This window comes from Nocardioides ferulae, from assembly GCF_003660455.1.
Lineage (GTDB): Bacteria > Actinomycetota > Actinomycetes > Propionibacteriales > Nocardioidaceae > Nocardioides > Nocardioides ferulae.
The window spans coordinates 64,277-83,726 of record NZ_QZVR01000007.1 but is presented as its reverse complement, the minus strand read 5'-3'; the positions used below and the strand labels follow the sequence as shown (position 1 = coordinate 83,726).

At 72.6% G+C, this 19,450-nt stretch carries 20 protein-coding genes and 1 pseudogene; 12 read left to right on the top strand and 9 right to left on the bottom strand.

Going from position 1 to position 19,450, the window contains the following annotated elements:
- Positions 1-13: 13 nt before the first annotated feature.
- Positions 14-1,261 carry an MFS transporter gene (locus D6B71_RS10490; RefSeq protein ID WP_121254753.1) on the bottom strand — a complete coding sequence of 416 codons (1,248 nt, stop codon included), beginning with the start codon at positions 1,259-1,261 and terminating at the stop codon, positions 14-16.
- On the bottom strand, positions 1,258-1,791 hold the full coding sequence (locus D6B71_RS10485; protein WP_121254751.1) for an ArsR/SmtB family transcription factor: 534 nt from the start codon (positions 1,789-1,791) through the stop codon (positions 1,258-1,260). The genes D6B71_RS10490 and D6B71_RS10485 overlap by 4 nt, the downstream gene beginning before the upstream one ends.
- Before the next feature lie 298 nt (positions 1,792-2,089).
- On the opposite strand from D6B71_RS10485, the pseudogene D6B71_RS23930 reads away from it, so the two are divergent.
- Positions 2,090-2,230, top strand: a pseudogene (locus D6B71_RS23930) (type IV toxin-antitoxin system AbiEi family antitoxin domain-containing protein); the annotation flags it as partial.
- A 408-nt stretch (positions 2,231-2,638) separates the two neighbouring features.
- Here the strand turns inward: D6B71_RS23930 and D6B71_RS10475 are convergent.
- Together D6B71_RS10475 and D6B71_RS10470 are read right to left on the bottom strand one after the other, a co-directional pair.
- Positions 2,639-3,409, bottom strand: coding sequence for an enoyl-CoA hydratase-related protein (locus D6B71_RS10475; protein ID WP_121254749.1), 771 nt, complete (start codon positions 3,407-3,409; stop codon positions 2,639-2,641).
- A gap of 99 nt (positions 3,410-3,508) precedes the next feature.
- Positions 3,509-4,678: an ROK family transcriptional regulator gene (locus D6B71_RS10470; RefSeq protein ID WP_121254747.1), complete on the bottom strand. Its 1,170-nt coding sequence runs from the start codon at positions 4,676-4,678 to the stop codon at positions 3,509-3,511.
- Positions 4,679-4,884: 206 nt separating this feature from the next.
- Between D6B71_RS10470 and D6B71_RS10465 the strand changes: the two genes are divergently transcribed.
- The 4 genes from D6B71_RS10465 to D6B71_RS10450 all read left to right on the top strand — a co-directional run bounded on the left by D6B71_RS10465 (position 4,885) and on the right by D6B71_RS10450 (position 9,269).
- A complete protein-coding gene (locus D6B71_RS10465; protein WP_121254745.1) occupies positions 4,885-6,168 on the top strand; it encodes an ABC transporter substrate-binding protein in 1,284 nt (427 codons plus the stop codon).
- An 89-nt stretch (positions 6,169-6,257) separates the two neighbouring features.
- A complete protein-coding gene (locus tag D6B71_RS10460; protein WP_121254743.1) occupies positions 6,258-7,148 on the top strand; it encodes a carbohydrate ABC transporter permease in 891 nt (296 codons plus the stop codon).
- Positions 7,145-8,047: a carbohydrate ABC transporter permease gene (locus tag D6B71_RS10455; protein WP_121254741.1), complete on the top strand. Its 903-nt coding sequence runs from the start codon at positions 7,145-7,147 to the stop codon at positions 8,045-8,047. The genes D6B71_RS10460 and D6B71_RS10455 overlap by 4 nt, the downstream gene beginning before the upstream one ends.
- A gap of 10 nt (positions 8,048-8,057) precedes the next feature.
- Positions 8,058-9,269, top strand: a complete 1,212-nt coding sequence (locus D6B71_RS10450) for an AGE family epimerase/isomerase (RefSeq protein ID WP_121254739.1) — start codon at positions 8,058-8,060, stop codon at positions 9,267-9,269.
- Positions 9,270-9,317: 48 nt separating this feature from the next.
- On the opposite strand, the gene D6B71_RS10445 is transcribed toward D6B71_RS10450, so the two are convergent.
- Positions 9,318-10,601 (bottom strand): nicotinate phosphoribosyltransferase, encoded by a 1,284-nt coding sequence (locus tag D6B71_RS10445; protein ID WP_121254737.1) that lies wholly within the window; start codon positions 10,599-10,601, stop codon positions 9,318-9,320.
- 126 nt (positions 10,602-10,727) lie between these two features.
- On the opposite strand from D6B71_RS10445, the gene clpS reads away from it, so the two are divergent.
- From clpS to D6B71_RS10430, 3 genes are read left to right on the top strand one after another with little or no spacing between them, the layout of a single operon-like run.
- Positions 10,728-10,973 carry an ATP-dependent Clp protease adapter ClpS gene (gene clpS / locus D6B71_RS10440; RefSeq protein WP_240641323.1) on the top strand — a complete coding sequence of 82 codons (246 nt, stop codon included), beginning with the start codon at positions 10,728-10,730 and terminating at the stop codon, positions 10,971-10,973.
- On the top strand, positions 10,970-11,557 hold the full coding sequence (locus tag D6B71_RS10435) for a DUF2017 domain-containing protein (protein ID WP_121254733.1): 588 nt from the start codon (positions 10,970-10,972) through the stop codon (positions 11,555-11,557). Before clpS ends, D6B71_RS10435 begins: the two co-directional genes overlap by 4 nt.
- A 55-nt stretch (positions 11,558-11,612) precedes the next feature.
- Entirely contained in the window at positions 11,613-12,095 is a 483-nt protein-coding gene (locus tag D6B71_RS10430; protein ID WP_121254731.1) for an NUDIX domain-containing protein, read from the top strand.
- Positions 12,096-12,217: 122 nt separating this feature from the next.
- On the opposite strand, the gene gdhA is transcribed toward D6B71_RS10430, so the two are convergent.
- Positions 12,218-13,564, bottom strand: coding sequence for an NADP-specific glutamate dehydrogenase (gene gdhA, locus D6B71_RS10425; RefSeq protein WP_121254729.1), 1,347 nt, complete (start codon positions 13,562-13,564; stop codon positions 12,218-12,220).
- Positions 13,565-13,665: 101 nt separating this feature from the next.
- Here gdhA and D6B71_RS10420 point away from each other — a divergent pair, with 101 nt between their 5' ends.
- From D6B71_RS10420 to D6B71_RS10410, 3 genes are all read left to right on the top strand, one after another.
- Positions 13,666-14,103, top strand: coding sequence for a M67 family metallopeptidase (locus D6B71_RS10420; protein ID WP_121254727.1), 438 nt, complete (start codon positions 13,666-13,668; stop codon positions 14,101-14,103).
- 65 nt (positions 14,104-14,168) lie between these two features.
- Positions 14,169-14,447 carry a MoaD/ThiS family protein gene (locus D6B71_RS10415; protein ID WP_121254725.1) on the top strand — a complete coding sequence of 93 codons (279 nt, stop codon included), beginning with the start codon at positions 14,169-14,171 and terminating at the stop codon, positions 14,445-14,447.
- A 10-nt stretch (positions 14,448-14,457) separates the two neighbouring features.
- Entirely contained in the window at positions 14,458-15,405 is a 948-nt protein-coding gene (locus D6B71_RS10410) for a PLP-dependent cysteine synthase family protein (protein WP_121255086.1), read from the top strand.
- A gap of 14 nt (positions 15,406-15,419) precedes the next feature.
- On the opposite strand, the gene D6B71_RS10405 is transcribed toward D6B71_RS10410, so the two are convergent.
- Positions 15,420-16,526, bottom strand: a complete 1,107-nt coding sequence (locus tag D6B71_RS10405; RefSeq protein WP_121254723.1) for an alkaline phosphatase family protein — start codon at positions 16,524-16,526, stop codon at positions 15,420-15,422.
- Between the two features lie 214 nt (positions 16,527-16,740).
- On the opposite strand from D6B71_RS10405, the gene D6B71_RS10400 reads away from it, so the two are divergent.
- A complete protein-coding gene (locus D6B71_RS10400; protein ID WP_121255083.1) occupies positions 16,741-17,508 on the top strand; it encodes an MBL fold metallo-hydrolase in 768 nt (255 codons plus the stop codon).
- A gap of 23 nt (positions 17,509-17,531) precedes the next feature.
- Here D6B71_RS10400 and D6B71_RS10395 read toward each other — a convergent pair whose 3' ends face one another.
- Both D6B71_RS10395 and D6B71_RS10390 read right to left on the bottom strand, forming a co-directional pair.
- Positions 17,532-18,221 carry a response regulator gene (locus tag D6B71_RS10395; protein ID WP_240641303.1) on the bottom strand — a complete coding sequence of 230 codons (690 nt, stop codon included), beginning with the start codon at positions 18,219-18,221 and terminating at the stop codon, positions 17,532-17,534.
- Positions 18,218-19,396, bottom strand: a complete 1,179-nt coding sequence (locus D6B71_RS10390; RefSeq protein ID WP_121254721.1) for a sensor histidine kinase — start codon at positions 19,394-19,396, stop codon at positions 18,218-18,220. Before D6B71_RS10390 ends, D6B71_RS10395 begins: the two co-directional genes overlap by 4 nt.
- Positions 19,397-19,450 lie beyond the last annotated feature (54 nt).

Here is a 19,450-nt window from a genome sequence, read left to right as displayed (position 1 = left end):
AGGGCCGGCGGGGCTACACCGGTAGCCCCGCCGGCTCCGTCACGTCGGCGTCCGGGTGGCGGGGCAGCGTACGCACCGACCGGCTCAGCAGCATGGCCAACGCGATCAGGGTGTACGCCGCCCCGGCGACCAGGATGACCGGCTGCAGGCCGTGGGCCGCGCCGAGCGGCCCGAACGCGAGCTGGCCCACCGGGATCGCGACGAACGAGCCGAGCATGTCGTAGGAGTAGACCCGCGACAGCATCCCGTCGGGCACCTGCTCCTGCATGGTGAGCTCCCACGCCACCCCGAACACCTCGATGCCGGCCCCGCCGACGAACGCGGCGAGCGCGACCACCCACAGCTCGGTGGTCAGCCCCAGCGCGACCATCGGGGCGCCGTACAGGGTGCAGCCGAGCACGCCGACGAGCAGCGGCCGCCGCAGCGGGACCCGGAGCAGCACCAGCGAGGTCACCACCAGGCCGGCGGCGCCCGCGGAGAGGATCAGCCCCCAGCCCTTCTCGCCGAGCTCGCTGCCGTCGGCCAGGGCCGGGCCGAGCGTGCGGAAGCCACCGCTGTAGACCGCGTTGAGCACGCCGAAGGCGACCACGACCACCCACAGCCACGTCGTGCTCCGCACGTAGGTCCAGCCCTCGCGCAGGTCGGCGACCACGCCGTTCCCGCTCGTGGTCCGCGGCGGCAGCTTGATCGGCGCGAGCAGGGCGGCGGCCACGAAGTAGGTCACGCCGTTGACCGCCACGGCCCACCCGGCCCCGACGGTGACCACGAGCAGACCGCCGAGCGTGGGGGCGATGACCAGGCTGAGGTTGCGCAGCAGGGCGTTGAGCGCGTTGGCCGACTGGAGCTGGTCTCGTGGCGCCAGCTGGGGGAGCAGCCCGGCCAGGGCCGGCTGGTTGGCGGCCGCGGCCACCCCGTTGAGCGCGGTCAGGGCCGCCAGCTGCCAGATCTCGGCGGCTCCGGTGATGATCAGCGCGGCCATGGCCAGCTGGGTGGCGCCGGCGGTCAGGTTGCTGACCTGGATCACCAGCGTCCGCCCGAACCGGTCGGCCAGCACCCCGCCGATCAGCAGGAGGACCACCATCGGGATGCTGTGCGCGGCGAGCACGATGCCCAGGGCGCTGGGGGAGTCGCTCACCGCCAGCACCGCGAAGACCAGGGCGATGCCGCCCATCACGTCGCCGATCAGGTCGACCGCGCGCGAGGCGAAGTACCACCGGAATCGCCGGTCGCGCAGCGGGCCGAACGAGCTGCGCCAGGTCATCGGTCCGTCTCCATCGTGAAGGCGGCGGCGGTCAGGTTGACGCGCACGGTCCCCTCGGCGTGGGGTGGTCGGGCCTGGTCGTGGAGCAGGGCGGCGGCGTCCATCACCAGCCCCCGCACCTGCTCCCACACCTCGGGCTCGACCCACAGCTCGGCGTCGGTCAGCGAGGCCGGTGCGCCCGCCCGCCGCCGGTCGAAGCGGCGTACCAGCTCACTCGACATCGCCCGCACCTGCATCCGGGCGTGCTCGGGGCTGACCCGCCCGGGCTGCGCCGACTCGCCCTCGAACACCTCGCGCCAGGGGTGCCGGTAGCGCTTGGCCACGCCGCCGCGGATGCGCTCCTCGCCGGCCTCGACCACCTCGCCGGCCGCAGCGAGGACCCGCAGGTGGTACGAGGCGTTGGCGTGGGTCAGCTCCAGCTCGCGGGCCACCTCGGCGGCGCTCATCGCGGTGCCGGTCAGCAGCGACAGGATCTGCAGCCGCACCGGGTGTGCCAGGGACCGCAGGGCTGCGGTCTCGTCGTCGGCCATGGTGACCCCCCAATCGTTGTTGGAGAGTTTGGAGCCACCCCAAGCCGACTGTCAAGGATCTGTTGGGGAGTCGTAGGTCGTCGGCCCCGCCGCTTGTAACGCGGTGTCCGGGTATCCACCGCGGTGGATACCCGGACACCGCGTTACAGCTGGCGGCGGCCCGCGTCAGCCCACTCAGGGGTCGGGCCCAGGGACGGGCGCCCGCAGCGATCCACAACAGTGCGGTCGGCTCGGTCGTCCACAGGTGAGCCGGGCGAGGAAGGCGGCTGGAGGCCGTTGGCGGTCACCCTCGCTGTTCATGGACCCGAGAGTCGTTGCGATCTTCGCCCAACACGGGCAGCTGCTGACCCGCAGGCAGGCACGCCAGGCCGGACTCGGCGAACAGCAGATCCACGAGGCGGTCAGACGTGGCCAGTGGGTCGCTGTCAGGCGCGGGGTCTACGCCCTCGCCCCGTTCTGGGAGCAGCTCGGAGAACGCGACATCGCCCGCTATCGAGCACGCGCTGCGAGCGCAGCGATGAGCTCCCCTCACGTCCTCAGCCACGACAGCGCGGCGCTGGAGCTTGACCTGCCGTTCTGGACTCCTCGCAACTCGCTCGTGCACATCACCCGCCCCGACGTGCGTGGAACCCGCGCCGAGCACGGCGTCAAGCACCACCTCGCGCCGTACCCTGCCGACCAGGTTGCCATCGTCGGGGGACGCCGTGTTCTGGGTGTAGCCCGCACGGCGGTCGACATCGCCCGCGAGCACGGCGTCCCGGCCGTCCTCGCGCCAGCTGACCCTCGAGCAGACAGCCAGTGGCCGGCAGATAGCGATCGCGGCACCGGGGCAGTCGCGCTCAGCCCCTCACTCCCCGCGGAACACTGGACGCCGCCGCTCCGTGAAGGCGCGCATGCCCTCGGCGACGTCGGCGGTACGCAGCAGCACGGCCTGGCCGGTGCGCTCCCGTTCGAGGGCGGCGTCGAGGCCGGCCAGCGTCGCGGCGTTGATCGCCTTCTTGGTCGCCGCGAACGCCAGCGGCGGGCCGGCCGCCAGGCGGGCGGCGAGCTTGTCGACCAGGGCCGGGAAGTCCGCGTCGCCGGCCACGTGGGAGACCAGTCCGGCGTCGTACGCCGCGCGGGCGGCCAGCGGCTCGGCGAGCAGCGCCATCCGCATCGCCCGGGCCCGGCCGACCGCGGCCGCGACGGTCGCGCTGGCCCCGCCGTCGGGCATCAGCCCGATCCGCGAGAACGCCAGCACGAACGAGGCCGACTCGGCGGCGACGGCCAGGTCGGCGGCCAGGGCGATCGAGCAGCCCACCCCGGCGGCCACGCCGTTCACCGCCGCGAGCACCGGCTTGTCCAGCGAGACCACCGCGCGCACGATCCGGTTGGCGCGGTCGAGTGCGGTGATGTCGAAGTTCTCGTGGGCGTCCTCGCCGGAGATGTCCGCGCCGGCGCTGAACGCGGCCCCGGTGCCGCTGATCACCACCACGCGCACCTCGTCTCGGGCCCGGGCCCCCTCCAACAGGTCGGCCAGCCCGTCGGCCATGACGTCGTTGAGCGCGTTGAACGCCTCCGGCCGGTTGAAGGTGAGCCGCAGCACCCCGTCGCTCAGCTGCTCCTCGAGATCAGGCACCGGCCTCACCTCGCGCGCGGTCGACGGGGCGGGGGGAGGTCCGTGGGTCGGTCACGGCACGGAGTCTGGCAGCACCCACGCCCTCCGGCGAGGGTGAGGTCAGCGAGGGATCGCCGGCGGCGCCCCGACCTCCAGTGCCACCGAGATGGCGCCGCGGAGCTCGGCGTCCTCACCCAGGGCGCCGGGCGCCACCTCAACGGCGGCCGCGGCGGTGGGCTGGGCGTGCCGGTCGATGGCGTCCCGGACGCCGGCCAGGAAGGCGGGGGAGGCGCCGATCGCGCCACCGGTCACCACCAGCTCGGGGTTGAGCAGGTTGCACATGTCCGCGAGCACCCGGCCGATCCGGCGGCCGACGTCGCCGAGTGCCCGGTTCGCCCCGGCGTCGCCGTCCTCGGCCAGCGCGATCACGCGAGGGATGGTCAGCGGCTCGTCGTAGGCGGGCTGCAGCAGCTCGACCAGCTTGGGCCCGGACACCTCTGTCTCCAGGCAGCCGCGGCTGCCGCAGCGGCAGATGATCCCGTGCTCGTCGACCTGGACGTGGCCCAGCTCTCCGGCGATGCCGGTCGCGCCACCGACCAGCTTGCCGTCGATGATGATCCCGCAGCCGATGCCGGTGGAGGTCTTGACGTAGATCACGTCGCGCCGCCCGCGGGCGGCGCCGTAGGCCAGCTCGCCCCGTGCGCCCATGTGAGCGTCGTTGTCGACGCGGGCGACCAGGCCGGTGCGGGCGGTCAGCGCCTCGCCGGGTCGGGTGCCCCGCCAGCGCGGCAGGATGCCCGACGTCATCGTGCCCGTGCGGTCGACCGGCCCCGGGATCCCCATCCCGACGGCGCGGACGTCGGCACGGTCGTGGCCGGACTCGTCCAGGAGTGCCTCGACCAGTCCGGCCACCCGGTCCAGCGATGCCGCGGGCGAGGCGTCGACGTCCAGGGCGAGCAGACGCTCGGCCAGCATCGTGCCGTCGAGCCGCGCCAGGCCGGCCCGGATGTGCCGGTGGCCGAGGTCGAGGCCGAGCACCACGCCGGCCGGCTCGGCCAGCTCGAGCAGGATCGGCGGCCGCCCGCCGCGACCGTTCAGCGGCGTACCGCGGTCCTGGCGCTCGACCAGCACCTGCTCGGTCAGCAGTTGGGCCACGAGCGTGGTGATGGTGGACCGGGAGAGGCCGGTGCGTCGCACCAGGTCGGACCGCGACAGTGCCCCCTCGGTGCCGAGCACGTGCAGGAGTCGGTCGCGAGCGGTCAGTCGCGGCCACTGCGAGGATCCGGCCATGCCGGAAGACTACCGGAATTAGTCCCAATGATGTGCATAACGATCTGGAGAAGGTTGCGAAATTATGTCTTGACCGGCAGTAACGTCACTCCTACCGTGCAACACACGGGTGGCGAGACCGCGTCACCCGGACAAGAAGTCCACGGTGAGCACATCGCTCGCCCTGGCGGGTCCGGCCCTCACTGGCCGGCGGATCTGGAGGAGAGATGACACGCACGCGACGTGTGGTGACCGCGATCGTGGCCGCCGGTGCGCTGATGGCGCCGATGGCCTGCGGTGACGACGACGACAACGGTGGTGGCAGCGGCTCGGCGTCCGGCAAGGTCGAGGTCTTCACCTGGTGGGCCGAGGGCAGCGAGAAGGCCGGCCTCGACGCCCTGGTCGAGGTGTTCAACGACCAGTACCCCGACATCGAGTTCGTCAACGGCGCCGTCGCCGGCGGCGCGGGCAGCGACGCGAAGAACGTGCTCGCCTCCCGCCTGCAGACCAACGACCCGCCCGGCACCTTCCAGGCGCACGCGGGGGCCGAGCTCACCGACTACATCGAGCAGGGGCAGATCGAGGACATCAGCGGCCTGTACGAGGAGAACGGCTGGACCGACTACTTCCCCGAGCCGCTGCTCGAGCGGCTCACCGTCGACGGCGCGATCTACTCGGTGCCCTCGAACATCCACCGCGCGAACGTCGTCTGGGCCAACCCGGCCGCGCTCGAGAAGGCCGGGCTCGACCCCGCCGCCGAGTACGAGACGCTCGACGACTGGATCGCCGACCTCGAGAAGGTCGAGGACGCCGGCCTGATCCCGCTCTCGATCGCCACCGACTGGACCCAGGTCCACCTGCTCGAGACCGTGCTGCTCGCCGACCTCGGTGTCGAGGGCTACAACGGCCTGTGGGACGGGACGACCGACTGGGCCGGCGACGACGTCAAGGAGGCGCTCGCCGACTACGACACCCTGATGGGCATGACCAACCAGGACCGCCAGTCCCTCGACTGGCCCGACGCCACCCAGCTCGTGATCGACGGCGACGCCGCGTTCAACGTGATGGGCGACTGGGCCGTCGCGGCCTTCGAGGAGCAGGGCAAGGTGCTCGACACCGACTACCTCGCCTACCCGGTCCCGGGCACCCAGGGCGTCTTCGACTTCCTCGCCGACTCCTTCACGATGCCCGTCGGCACCCCGGAGCCCGACTCCACCGAGGCCTGGCTCGACACGCTGGCCAGCCCCGAGGGCCAGGAGGCGTTCAACAAGGCCAAGGGCTCCATCCCGGCCAACGTCGAGGCGGACACCTCCGACTTCGGCCCCTACCAGCAGACCGCGATCGAGTCCTATGCCCAAGACGACATCGCCTCCTCGCTGGCGCACGGCGCAGCCGCTCCGATCTCGTGGCTGACCGACATCACCTCCGCCGTGGCCAAGTACGGCTCGACGGGTGACGTGGACGGCATGCAGTCCGACCTGGCCGCCGCCGCCGAGAAGGCGCTCGGCTGACGGTTCGGCCGGCCGGCCCGGGTCCCCCTACCGGGCCGGCCGGCCGGCACCACCGCTGCTGCCGACCCAACGACTCGAGGAGTGCGCCGGTGCTACGCAAGTGGAGGTCCTGGGGACCCCCGGTCCTGTTGATCCTGCCGTCCCTGACGCTCGTCGGCGTCTTCGTCTACGGGCTGATCGGCGCGAACCTGAAGACCTCGTTCACCGACCAGCACACCCGGGCCACCGAGGGCAGCTTCGTCGGCTTCGAGAACTACACCGCGCTGTTCGGCGACGAGACGTTCCGCTTCGCCCTGCGCAACCTGCTCCTCTACACCGGCGCGTTCGTGCTCGGCACCCTGCTCATCGGCTTCGTGTGGGCCTGGCTGCTGGAGAAGGGCGTCAAGGGCGAGGGGTTCTTCCGCGCCGTCTACCTGTTCCCGATGGCGGTCTCGTTCATCGCCTCCGGCGTGGTCTGGCGCTGGCTGCTCAACAACGCCGAGGGCGAGCGGGCCGGCGGCCTGAACCGGTTCTTCGACCAGATGGGGGTCGGGTTCCTGCAGAACGAGTGGTGGACCCATCCACGGTGGGGCATCGTCGCGATCGCCATCCCCGCGATCTGGCAGCTGTCGGGCTACGTGATGGCGCTGTTCCTGGCCGGCTTCCGCGGGATCCCGCTCGAGCTGCGCGAGGCCGGTCGCGTCGACGGCGCCAGCGAGTGGCAGCTCTACCGGCACGTGATCTTCCCGCAGCTGAGCCCGGTCGCCCTCTCGGCGATCGTGATCGTCGGCCACATGTCGCTGAAGGTCTTCGACCTGATCATGGCGATCGCCGGCCAGACCAACTACACCACGCAGGTGCCGGCCACCCAGATGTGGATCGAGTTCACCCGCGGTGACTACGCCAAGTCGGCGGCGATCGGCACGGTCCTGCTGCTGATCGTGGCCGTGCTGATCATCCCCTACCTCGTCTACACCTACCGGCAGGAGCGCAGCCGATGACGACCACGTCCGCGACTCCACTGCCCGTCGGCGGCGCGGCCACCGCTGCCGACCCGATGGCTCCCCGTCCCCGCCGCGACCGCGGCAGCATCGCCCCGCGCACGATCCGCTACCTGCTGCTGGTCGTGTTCGCGGTGTTCGTCCTGATGCCGGCCTACGTGCTCTTCGTGACCTCGTTCAAGGGGCTCGGCGACGCGACACCGACCCGTGCTTGGTACCTACCGCAGTCGTGGGAGACGGCCGGCTGGGAGCGGGCCTGGGAGGTGCTCTCGCCGGCGCTGGTGCGCACCTTCTCGATGGTCATCCCGGCCTCGATCATCTCCGCGGTGCTCGGGTCGATGAACGGGTTCGTGCTGGCGCGGTGGCGCTTCCGCGGGGCCGACATCGTGTTCACGCTGATCCTGTTCGGCATGTTCATCCCCTACCAGGCCGTGATGATCCCGCTCGTCACGCTCATGCAGGACCTCGGCGTCCCGAGCGGCGTCCCCAGCCTGATCGTGCTGCACGTCGTCTACGGCATCCCGATCACGACGCTGATCTTCCGCAACTACTACGCCTCGGTGCCCGACGAGCTCATCGAGGCCGCACGGGTGGACGGCGCCGGCATGCTGCGCACCTATGCTTCGATCATCCTCCCGATCTCGGCCCCCGCGTTCGTGGTGGTGCTGATCTGGCAGTTCACCTCGGCCTGGAACGACTACCTGTTCGCGCTGTTCTTCTCGAACTCCCGCAACGGCCCGGTCACGATCTCGCTGAACTTCCTCGCCAGCGGTCAGTTGCAGGACTACTCCGCGAGCATGGCCGGCGCGCTGATCGCCTCGCTGCCGACCCTGGTCGTCTACATCATCTTGGGCCGCTGGTTCATCGGCGGGCTGATGGCCGGGTCGGTCAAGGGCTAGCGACGCCGTCATGGACCTCGACCGAGAGGGGCGCCGGCTGCTGGCCTTCGCCCGCGGCAGCGTGCTGCCGGGCACCGGCTTCGGGTGGCTCGACGACCACGGCCGCATCGACCCCACCCAGCCGGTCCCGACCTACCTCACCGCCCGGATGACCCACGTGTTCGCGCTGGCCGCGCTGCGCGGCGAGCCGGGCGCGGAGCACCTGGCGGCGACCGGCGTCGAGGCGCTGGCCTCCGGACCGCTGCGCGACGTGCGGTACGGCGGGTGGTGGGGCGCGGTGCACCGCGACGGCACCCCCGTCCCCGGCCCCAAGCTGGCCTACGACCACGCCTTCGTGGTGCTCGCGGCCAGCAGCGCGGTGACGGCCGAGGTGCCCGGCGCCGACGCGCTGCTCGACGACGCCGTCGCGGCCCTGGACCGCTGGTTCCTCGACGACCGGGGCCGGGTCGTCGACAGCTATCCACGGGACCTGTCGCGACCGGACGACTACCGCGGCGCCAACAGCAGCATGCACACGGTGGAGGCGCTGCTCGCGCTCGGCGACGTCCGCTCCGACCCGCGCCGGCACGCGATGGCCCTGGACATCGCCGCCCACCTGGTGCACGAGGTGGCGGGCGGGTTCGGCCACCGGCTCCCGGAGCACTTCGGGCCGGACTGGACGCCGCTGCCCGACTACAACGCCGACCGGCCCGACGACCAGTTCCGACCGTACGGTGTGACGCCGGGCCACCTGCTCGAGTGGGCGCGGCTGCTGCTCCAGCTCGAGGCGAGCCTCGACGACCCGCCGCCCTGGCTGCTCGCCGACGCCCGGGCGCTGTTCGCGCGCGCGGTCGAGATCGGATGGGCGGCCGACGGTGAGCCCGGGTTCGTCTACACCACCGACTGGCGCGACCGGCCGGTCGTGCGGAGCCGGATGCACTGGGTGCACGCCGAGGCCGTCGCGACCGCCGCCGCGCTGGGGCGGCGTACCGGAGAGCAGGGGTACGCCGCGTGGGAGACCGTGTGGTGGCAGTTCCTCCTCACGCACTTCATCGAGGAGGACGACCCCGAGGCGACCGCGACCGCCGGGGAGCCGGCCGCGAACTGGCGCCACGAGCTCGACGAGCACAACCGGCCCTCGGGCCGGGTCTGGTCGGGGCGCCCGGACGTCTACCACGCCTACCAGGCCACCCTGCTGTGCCAGCTGCAGACCGCTCCGTCGCTCGCCGTCCAGCTCGCCTGATCCCGGTCTCTCGTCGCGTCGGCGCTGGTGCTGGTGGCCGACTCGGCGTCAGAGGTGGATCGTGGGGATGACGGGTTCGCCGCGGGACATCGCCTTGGCCGCCACCGGCAGCTCGGCGCGGGCCATCGCGTGGCGCTCGCGGGCGGCGTCCAGCGGCTCGCGGCCGACGACCTCGCCGTCGCGGACCAGCGGCACGAGTAGGGCGCGGTCGTCGCCGTCGTCGAGGGGCGGCCGGCCCACCCCGACCACCTCGGCCTCGGCGACCCCGGCCGCGTTGCGCCGGCGCAGGGCGTACTTGCGGCCGCCGATCGAGCCCTTGTCCTTGCTCTTCTTCGCCACCGGGGCCAGCACCCCGTCGGCGCCGGCCCGGGCCACCAGCTTGTAGACGAACCCGCTGGTGGGGTGGCCGCTGCCGGTGACCAGCTGGGTGCCCACGCCGTAGCCGTCGACCGGCGCCGCCGCCATCGCCGCGATCGCGAACTCGTCGAGGTCGCTGGTGACGATGATCTTCGTGTCGGTCGCGCCGAGCGAGTCCAGCTGTTCGCGCACCTCGGTGGCGAGCACCACCAGGTCGCCGGAGTCCAGGCGGACCGCGCCGAGCCCCGGACCGGCCACCTCCACCGCCAGCCGCACCGCGTCGCGGACGTGATAGGTGTCGACGAGCAGGGTGGTGTCGCGTCCGAGCGAGTGCACCTGGGCCCGGAACGCGTGCTCCTCGGTGTCGTGCAGCAGCGTGAAGCTGTGCGCGCTGGTGCCGGTCGAGGGCACGCCGTACCGCTGCCGGGCCGCCAGGTTCGAGCTCGCGGCGAACCCGGCGACGTACGCCGCGCGCGCGGCCGCCACCGCCGCCTGCTCGTGGGTGCGCCGCGAGCCCATCTCGATGCACGGCCGGTCGCCGGCGGCGCAGGTCATGCGGGAGGCGGCCGAGGCGATCGCGGAGTCGTGGTTGTAGATCGAGAGCAGCAGGGTCTCGAGCACCACGGCGTCGGCGAACGTCGACTCCACGACCACCAGCGGCGAGTAGGGCAGGTAGACCTCGCCCTCGGGGTAGCCCCAGATGTCGCCGGAGAAGCGGTAGCCGGCCAGCCACTCCAGCGTCGCGTCGTCGACGACGTCCTGCAGTGCCGCCAGCACCTCGGCGTCGAACCGGAACGCCTCCAGTGCGTCGAGGGCCCGGCCGACGCCGGCGACCACGCCGTAGCGGCGCCCCTCGGGCAGCCGGCGGGGGAACAGCTCGAACACCGCCCGCCGGTCGGCGGTGCCGGCGGCCAGCGCGGCCTGCACCATCGTCAGCTCGTAGTGGTCGGTCAGCAGCGCCGTCGAGCGGGTCACGCAGGCCAGTGTGCCAACCCGGCCCAGGACGGCCGTGGGTCAGTCCTGGGCCGGGCGTGTGTCAGCATGGGCGACGTGTCCGCTGCCAGTCCCGTGGAGGTCGATCCCACCGGCGTCCCCGACGAGATGACCCTCGCCTCGCGCCCGTGGGTGACGATCGTGTGGAACGACCCGGTGAACCTGATGTCGTACGTCACCTACGTCTTCCGCAGCTACTTCGGCTACTCCAAGGCGAAGGCCGAGAAGCTGATGATGGAGGTGCACCGCGACGGGAAGTCGGTGGTCAGCACCGGCAGCCGCGAGGAGATGGAGCGGGACGTCCAGGCCATGCACGAGTACGGCCTGTGGGCCACGATGGAGCACGACGAGTGACCGGCTTCGCCCGCCACCGCCGCAGCGGCCGAGTGATCGCCAACTTCAGCGGCTTCGAGGCCGACCTGCTGCGCTCGCTGGCCTCGCAGCTGGTCGAGCTGCTGCGCAACGAGGAGGCCGTGCCTCACGACGACCGCGACCCGCTGGAGGCGATGCTCGACTTCTCCGGCCCCACGACCGAGCCCGAGGACCCGGTGCTCGCCCGGCTGTTCCCGACGGCCTATCCCGGTGACCCGGAGGCGGCCGGGGAGTTCCGGCGGTTCACCGAGGGGGCGCTGCGCGACGGCAAGGCCCGGGCGGCGGCCACGATCATCGACAGCCTCGAGGAGGCCGGGCTGCCACCGGAGCTGACCGAGGACGGCCTGGTCATCGACGTCGAGCTCGAGGAGCCGGCGGCCGTGACCTGGCTGCGCTCGTTCACCGACATCCGGCTCGCCCTGGCCACCCGGCTGGGGGTCGAGGAGGACGACGAGGACTACTGGGCAGCGCTGCCCGACGACGACCCGCGGGCCCAGGCCCACGACATCTACGAGTGGGTCGGATATCTCCAGGAGACCCTGGTCGAGGCGCTGTCCTCGCGATGACCTCGCCCCGGTGACCCTCGCGCGCCGACGCGCGGCGCGCCCGTAGCCTGGGCGCATGCCGATCCCGCCGTTCGTCGCCGAGCTCAGGAGCCTCGTCGGCACCCGTGAGCTGTGGCTGCCCGGAGTGACCGCGGTGGTACGCCGCGTGGCCGCTGCCGGCGAGGAGCAGTTGCTGCTCACACTGCGGGCCGACAACGGCCGCTGGGCCCCGGTCTGCGGCATCGTCGACCCGGGGGAGGAGCCCGCGGCCGCCGCGCGCCGCGAGGCGCTGGAGGAGACCGGGGTCGAGGTCCGCGTGGACCGGCTGGCCCGGGTGGGCGTGACGCCGACGTCGGTCTACGACAACGGCGACCGCAGCGTCTACCTCGACCTGACGTTCTCGTGCACCTGGGTCTCCGGCGAGGCCCGGGTGGCCGACGACGAGAACACCGACGTGCGGTGGTGGCCGGTCACCGGACTGCCCGACATGGAGCCCGACCTGCGCTCGCGGGTCGACGTGGTGCTCGCCGACGAGGCGGCCGCCCGGTTCGCGGTCTGACCCCGCCCACCATCAGCCGGTCCGCTGGCGCGTCCCGGTCTCGACCCGCCGGTCGCCGCTTCGCAGGCTCAGCGGCGCGGCTCGCTCGACCACCATCAGCCGGTCCGCTGGCGCGTCCCGGCTCAGACCACACCCAGCGCCAGCATGGCGTCGGCGACCTGCAGGAAGCTGGAGATGTTGGCGCCGGCGACGTAGTTGCCGGGGGTGCCGTACTCGTCGGCGGCGGCGGCGCAGCGCTCGTGGACGCCGACCATGATCTCGCGGAGCCGCTCCTCGGTGTGCTCGAAGGACCACGAGTCGCGCGAGGCGTTCTGCTGCATCTCCAGCGCGCTGGTGGCCACGCCGCCCGCGTTGGCGGCCTTGCCGGGCGCGAACAGCACCTTCGACTCCTGGAACAGCCGCGTGGCCTCCGGCGTGCACGGCATGTTCGCGCCCTCGGCGACCGCCAGCACGCCGTTCTCGACGAGCGTGCGGGCGGCGTCGCCGTCCAGCTCGTTCTGCGTGGCGCACGGCAGCGCCACCTCGCAGCGCACGTCCCAGACGCTGCCGCCGGCGACGAACTCGGCCTTCGGACGCTGCTCGGCGTAGGCCGAGATCCGGGCCCGGTCGACCTCCTTGACCTGCTGGAGGAGCCCAATGTCGAGTCCGTCCTCGTCGACGACGTAGCCGGAGGAGTCGGAGCAGGCCACCACGTGCGCGCCGAGCGCGGCGGCCTTCTGCGCGGCGTAGATCGCCACGTTGCCGGAGCCGGAGACCACCACGCGCCGGCCCGACAGCGAGCTGCCGGTGGCGGCGAGCATCTGCTCGGTGAAGAAGACGGTGCCGTAACCGGTGGCCTCGGTGCGCACCTGCGAACCGCCGTAGGAGAGGCCCTTGCCGGTGAGCACGCCCGACTCGTAGCGGTTGGTGATCCGCTTGTACTGGCCGAACAGGTAGCCGATCTCGCGGCCGCCCACGCCGATGTCGCCGGCGGGGACGTCGGTGTACTCGCCGAGGTGGCGGTAGAGCTCGGTCATCAGCGACTGGCAGAAGCGCATGATCTCGGCGTCGCTGCGGCCCTTGGGGTCGAAGTCGGAGCCGCCCTTGCCGCCGCCGATCGGCATGCCGGTGAGCGCGTTCTTGAAGATCTGCTCGAACCCGAGGAACTTCACGATGCCGAGGTAGACCGACGGGTGGAAGCGCAGCCCGCCCTTGTAGGGGCCGAGGGCGGAGTTGAACTCGACCCGGAAGGCCCGGTTCATCTGCACCCGGCCCTGGTCGTCGGTCCACGGCACCCGGAAGATCAGCTGGCGCTCCGGCTCGCAGAGGCGCTCGATGACGGCCTCCTCGACGTACTCCGGGTGCTTGCGGACGACCGGCCCGAGGGACTCGAGGACCTCCAGCACCGCCTGGTGGAACTCGGCCTCGCCGGGGTTGCGGGCGAGGACGATCTCGTAGTGCGGCTGAAGCGCGGCGTCGAGGCGACTCATGCCCCTGACGATATGCGGCCGCGAAACGCCTGTTTCAGCCGCCCCGTCCGCAGGCTGGCCGGCTCGCCCTCCTCGCTGCCCCGCGTCCTACCCTGGGGCGCGTGCTCACCATCGACCGTGCGACGTACGACGCGATCGTCGACCACGCGAAGCGGGACCACCCCGACGAGGCGTGCGGCATCGTCGCCGGCCCTGAGGGCAGCGACCGGCCGACCCGGCTGGTCGAGATGGTCAACGCGGCCGGCAGCCCCACGTTCTACGAGTTCGACTCCACCGAGCTGCTCGCGCTCTACAAGCAGATGTGGGCCAACGACGAGGAGCCGGTGGTGATCTACCACTCCCACACCGCCACCGAGGCCTACCCCAGCCGCACCGACATCGGGCTGGCCAGCGAGCCGGGCGCGCACTACGTGCTGGTGAGCACCCGCGAGCACGGGAATAACCCCGGCCCGGTGGAGTTCCGTTCCTATCGGATCGTCGACGGCGAGGTCACCGAGGAGGACGTCACCGTCGTCGACGAGCTGCCCGCGGTCGGCTGAGCCCCAGCCCCACGGATCGAACACCGTCGCCCCCGGCGCCATCCCCCTAACCGAAGGAAGTACCCATGGCCATCGAGGTCCGGATCCCGACCATCCTGCGCACCTACACCGGCGGCGAGAAGGCCGTGACCGCCGAGGGCGCCAGCCTGGCCGCGGTGATCGACGACCTGGAGACCAACCACCCCGGCATCAAGGAGCGGCTGATCGACGCCGGCGACCTGCGCCGGTTCGTCAACGTCTACGTCAACGACGAGGACGTCCGCTTCATCGGCGGCCTCGAGGCCGAGCTCAGCGACGGCGACCAGGTCGTCGTGCTGCCCGCGGTCGCGGGTGGCGCGGGCTGAGCCCCCACTCGTGCGCTTCGACAACCTGCTCGCCTCCGTCGGCGGCACGCCGCTGGTGGGGCTGCCGCGGTTGTCCCCGAGCCCGGACGTCCGGCTGTGGGCCAAGCTCGAGGACCGCAACCCGACCGGGTCGATCAAGGACCGGCCGGCGCTGCGCATGGTCGAGGAGGCCGAGAAGGACGGGTCGCTGCGCCCCGGCTGCACGATCCTCGAGCCGACGTCGGGCAACACCGGCATCTCGCTGGCGATGGCCGCCAAGCTCAAGGGCTACCGCCTGGTCTGCGTGATGCCGGAGAACACCTCCGAGGAGCGGCGCCAGCTGCTGCGCATGTGGGGCGCCGAGATCGTCTCCTCGCCGGCGGCCGGTGGCTCCAACGAGGCGGTGCGGGTGGCCAAGCGGCTCGCCGACGAGCACCCCGACTGGGTGATGCTCTACCAGTACGGCAACCCCGCCAACCTGCTCGCGCACGAGGAGGGCACGGGCCCCGAGCTGCTCGCCGACCTGCCCTCGATCACCCACTTCGTCGCCGGGCTCGGCACCACCGGCACCCTGATGGGGGTCGGCCGGTTCTTCCGCCGGGCCAAGCCGGGGGTGCGGATCGTCGCGGCCGAGCCGCGCTACGGCGAGTTGGTCTACGGCCTGCGCAACCTCGACGAGGGGTTCGTGCCGGAGCTGTACGACGCCTCGCTGATCGACTCGCGCTTCTCGGTGGGTCCGCGCGACGCCGTGCGCCGGGTGCGCGAGCTGCTCGAGCTCGAGGGCATCTTCGCCGGCATCTCCACCGGCGCGATCCTGCACGCCGCCCTCGGCCAGGCCGCGAAGGCGGTCAAGGCCGGAGAGCCTGCCGACATCGCGTTCGTGGTCGCCGACGGCGGCTGGAAGTACCTCTCCACCGGCGCCTACGAGGGCACCGTCGACGACGCCGAGGACCGGCTCGAGGGTCAGCTCTGGGCCTGACCGGCGCACGCCGGTCAGCGCAGCACGGCCTCGGCGAGACGCTCGGAGCGGCCGAGCTCGCTGCCGGGCACGGCCCCGAGGCCGAGGGCGCGGGTGACCAGGTTGGCCAGGTCGGCGTTGCGCACGGGCTGCCGCCCGGCGTAGGTCGTGCGACGACGCTCCGGGTGGCGGTAGTCGTCGTCGAGCTCGTAGAGGTCGCCGGCGCGCACGTCTCGGCCCCACACCAGGAACGGCACCCGGAAGTTGACGCGCTTGGTGGCGTCGCCGTGGGTGGTGCCGCGGCCACCGTGGTCGGCGGTGAGCACCACGACCAGGTGCCGGCGCAGCGCCGGCCGCTTGCGGATCGTGGCGACCAGGCGCCCCAGCCAGCGATCGGTCGTCGCGATCGCGTCGTCGTACGCGTCGGTCTGGTAGCCCTCCTCGTGGCCGACCAGGTCGGGCAGCGACACATGCAGGAACGTCAGCGCGCGGCGGTGCCGCACCAGGTCGCGGCGGGCGGCCCGGACCAGGCGCTCCTGCTCCTCGTCGGCCCGGAACCGGACGATCCCGCGGGGCCAGGAGCGGTCGAAGAGGCTGAACTTCGTCTTGGTGCTGAACAGCGCGGTGCTGCCGCCGGCCCGCCGCACGGTCGTGAACACCGACGCCACCGGGTGACCGGCGCCCTGCTGGACGGTGCTGCCCTCGATCTCGTGGTTCCAGGTGACGCCGTGCCCGCCGCGCTCCGCGTCGACGCGGCGGCCGGTGAGCATCGAGGCGTGGTTGGGCAGCGTCTCGGTGCGTTCGCGGACCGTGCGCGCCTCGAGCGTGCTGGCGCCCTCGCGCAGCAGCCGGTGCAGGGTGGGGGTGCGTTCGGCGCCGAGGCGGCGGATCGCGACCGGACTCAGTCCGTCGACCGAGATCGCGAGGACCCGGGTGTCGGTGTCCAGCCCGCGCGGCGCCGAGGTCTGCGACGGGGTGCCGACGGCAGGGCGGGAGGACGGCTCACCGCTGCACCCGGTGCTCGACCAGGCCACGAGGAGCGCCGTGGACAGCGCCCACGCGAGGCCGCGGACGTACGCCGCGCGGGGACCGCTCCGGCCGCCTGGCGGCAGCGGAGAGGTGGCGGTCCCGTCGCGAGCCATGTGATCCACAGTAGGACGTCGCGGACGTGACCTCCATCGCTGATCCAGCGGATCGGGGGTGCGACGATCTAGCCTTGCGTCTTGTGCCCGACCTGTCCGACCGTCCGAGCGGCGTGCTGCGCGACGCGCGCCTCGGGCGTGGAGGTCACGGCGCTGTCGACACCGGCCGGCCGGTTCGCGGGCGGGCTGGCATGATCGACGGATGGGGGGCGCGATGAGGCTGACCGTGGTGGGCTGCTCGGGCTCCTTCCCCGGACCCGACTCACCTGCCAGCTGCTACCTGCTCGAGGCCGAGCACGACGACGGTGACGGCGCCCGCACCTGGCGGGTCCTGCTCGACCTCGGCAACGGAGCGCTCGGGGCGCTGCACCGCTACGCGGACCCGCTCGCGATCGACGCCGTGCTGCTCAGCCACCTGCACGCCGACCACTGCCTCGACCTGTGCGGCTACTACGTGTTGCGCAAGTACCACCCGCGCGGTGCCCAGCCGCCGATCCCGGTCTGGGGCCCCGAGGGCACCGCCGACCGGATGGCCCGGGCCTACGACCTGCCCGCGCAGCCCGGGATGAGCGAGGAGTTCGCGTTCCGGGTGTGGAGTGGTCCGGTCGCGATCGGTCCGTTCACCGTCGAGCCGGTCGAGGTCGACCACCCGGTCCCCGCGTTCGGCATGCGGGTCTCCGCCGACGGGTCGACGATCGGCTACACCGGCGACACCGGCCCCTGTGAGGGGGTCGACCGGATCGCCGAGGACGTCGACCTCCTGCTCGCGGAGGCCTCGTTCCGGCACGGCGACCCCAACCCGCCGAACCTGCACCTCACCGGCACCGACTGCGGCGACGTCGCCCGCCGGATGCGCTCGCGGCGCCTGGTGCTCACCCACGTGCCGCCGTGGTACGACCCGCAGGTCAGTCTCGGCGAGGCGTGGGGCGTCTTCGACGGCCCGATCGAGCTGGCTCGCTCCGGGGCGGTCTACGAGCTGTAGGCCCCGTCTGGATCGACCGGCTGCTACAGGAGTCCCGCGTCGTGCACGCAGATCGCGATCTGCACGCGGTTGGTGACGCCGAGCTTGTCGAACAGGCGGGACACGTGCGCCTTCACCGTCGGCACCGAGAGGAAGAGCTCGGCGGCGATCTCGGCGTTCGACAGCCCCCGGCCGACGGCCAGGGCGACCTCCCGCTCGCGGTCGGTCAGCTGGGCCAGCCGGTCCTCGGCCGCGGCGGCACGATCGGAGGTGCGGTCGCTGCGGACCCGGTCGATGAGGGTGCGGGTGACCGACGGCGAGAGCATCGGCTCGCCGTCGGCGACCCGTCGGATCGCGGCGACGATCTGCGGGGGAGGGGTGTCCTTGAGCAGGAACCCGTCGGCTCCGGCGGCCAGGGCCCCGACGACGTGGTCGTCGGCGTCGAAGGTGGTCAGCACGATGACCCGCGGAGGGTCGGGGCGCTGGTGCAGCAGCCGGGTGGCGTCGAGACCGTTGAGGCCGGGCATCCGGATGTCCATCAGCACCACGTCGGGGTGCAGGCGGCCGGCCTGCTCGACGCCGGCGGCGCCGTCGTCGGCCTCGCCGACGACCTCGAGGTCCGCCTGTCCGCCGAGCATCAGGCTCAACGCCGACCGCACCAGCGGGTCGTCGTCCACGACCAGCACCCGCACGGGCGCCCCGGCCTCCGGCATCGGCTCCCGCACCGTCGTCATGCCGCCCACGGTATCCATCCGTGGAGCACGAACGACGAGCCGTCCCGGCGGTGCTCGAGACGTCCGCCGCGCAGCTGCGCGCGCTCGACGAGCCCGACCAGGCCGAGTCCGGCGCCCGGCGTCTCGGTCACGCCGAAGCCCAGCGGGTTGCGCAGCAGCACCTCCAGCCCGTCGTCGGGCGACCCGCTGATCCGGATGGTCAGCACGCTGCCCGGGGCGTGCTTGCGGGCGTTGGTGATGCCCTCCTGCACGATCCGGAACACCGTGCGGCCGACCACGTCGGGCACCTGCTCGGGAGCGACCGACACCAGGTCGGTGTAGTCGATCCGGGCGCCGCCCTGCTGGGCGTCGGCGACGAGCTTGGCCACGTCGGCGTACGTCGGCTGGGGGCCGTCGAGCGGCTGCCCGGTGCGGTCGTCGCGGAGCACGCCGAGGACCCCGCGCAGGTCGGTGAGCGCCTCGTGGGCCTTCTGGCGGATCACCGCCGCGCTGCTGCGCATCTCATCGGCGGTGAGGTCCTCACGGTAGGACAGCGCCCCCGCGTGCAGCGAGATCTGCGAGATCCGGTGGGCGAGCACGTCGTGCATCTCGCGGGCGATCCGGGCCCGCTCCCCGTCGCGGGCGTGGGCGACCCGCAGCTCCTGCTCGGCCTCGGCCTTCTCGGCGCGCTGGCGCAGCGTCCAGACCAGCTCGCGACGGGATCCGATGTACATGCCCCACAGCAGCACCGCGACCGTGAAGATCACGTTGAACACCAGGTCGAGCCACATCGGGTCGGCGGTGTAGTCGGTGTAGATCCCGAACACCGTCGCGCAGCCGATGACGAGCACGCCGAGCGCGACCACCTCGGGCACCTTGCGGCGGGTGGCGACCGAGACGGCCGCCAGCGTGGCCGGACCCGCGATGGTCGCCGACACCATGGTGCCGAGCGTCAGCAGCACCACGACCGTGCGTGGCCAGCGCCGGCGCCAGTGCACCAGCACCAGCCCCAGCACGCCGAGGGTCGCGTCGAGCGCCCACTGCGGCTTGGAGAGCGCCTGCCGCTGCTCGGCCTCGGCCTCGGCGGCGACCGCGAAGAGGACCGTGGCATTGATGAGCAGCATCAGCAGCAGCCGCCAGGTGTGCCCCCACCAGGTCAGCCGAGGCTGGTACTCCTCGGGGCGGGGCCGGTCCACGCCGCCAGGCTAGGGGGTCGCCGCCGGCGTCCGCACCGGGCCACGGTCGCGGGC

Excerpts from the sequence above, each read along its gene's own strand:
- D6B71_RS10490 (WP_121254753.1), bottom strand. The coding sequence starts at position 1,261 with ATGACCTGGCGCAGCTCGTTCGGCCCGCTGCGCGACCGGCGATTCCGG.
- D6B71_RS10485 (WP_121254751.1), bottom strand. The coding sequence starts at position 1,791 with ATGGCCGACGACGAGACCGCAGCCCTGCGGTCCCTGGCACACCCGGTG.
- D6B71_RS10470 (WP_121254747.1), bottom strand. The coding sequence starts at position 4,678 with ATGGCCGGATCCTCGCAGTGGCCGCGACTGACCGCTCGCGACCGACTC.
- D6B71_RS10465 (WP_121254745.1), top strand. The coding sequence starts at position 4,885 with ATGACACGCACGCGACGTGTGGTGACCGCGATCGTGGCCGCCGGTGCG.
- D6B71_RS10455 (WP_121254741.1), top strand. The coding sequence starts at position 7,145 with ATGACGACCACGTCCGCGACTCCACTGCCCGTCGGCGGCGCGGCCACC.
- D6B71_RS10450 (WP_121254739.1), top strand. The coding sequence starts at position 8,058 with ATGGACCTCGACCGAGAGGGGCGCCGGCTGCTGGCCTTCGCCCGCGGC.
- clpS (WP_240641323.1), top strand. The coding sequence starts at position 10,728 with ATGACCCTCGCCTCGCGCCCGTGGGTGACGATCGTGTGGAACGACCCG.
- D6B71_RS10430 (WP_121254731.1), top strand. The coding sequence starts at position 11,613 with ATGCCGATCCCGCCGTTCGTCGCCGAGCTCAGGAGCCTCGTCGGCACC.
- gdhA (WP_121254729.1), bottom strand. The coding sequence starts at position 13,564 with ATGAGTCGCCTCGACGCCGCGCTTCAGCCGCACTACGAGATCGTCCTC.
- D6B71_RS10415 (WP_121254725.1), top strand. The coding sequence starts at position 14,169 with ATGGCCATCGAGGTCCGGATCCCGACCATCCTGCGCACCTACACCGGC.
- D6B71_RS10405 (WP_121254723.1), bottom strand. The coding sequence starts at position 16,526 with ATGGCTCGCGACGGGACCGCCACCTCTCCGCTGCCGCCAGGCGGCCGG.
- D6B71_RS10400 (WP_121255083.1), top strand. The coding sequence starts at position 16,741 with ATGAGGCTGACCGTGGTGGGCTGCTCGGGCTCCTTCCCCGGACCCGAC.
- D6B71_RS10395 (WP_240641303.1), bottom strand. The coding sequence starts at position 18,221 with ATGACGACGGTGCGGGAGCCGATGCCGGAGGCCGGGGCGCCCGTGCGG.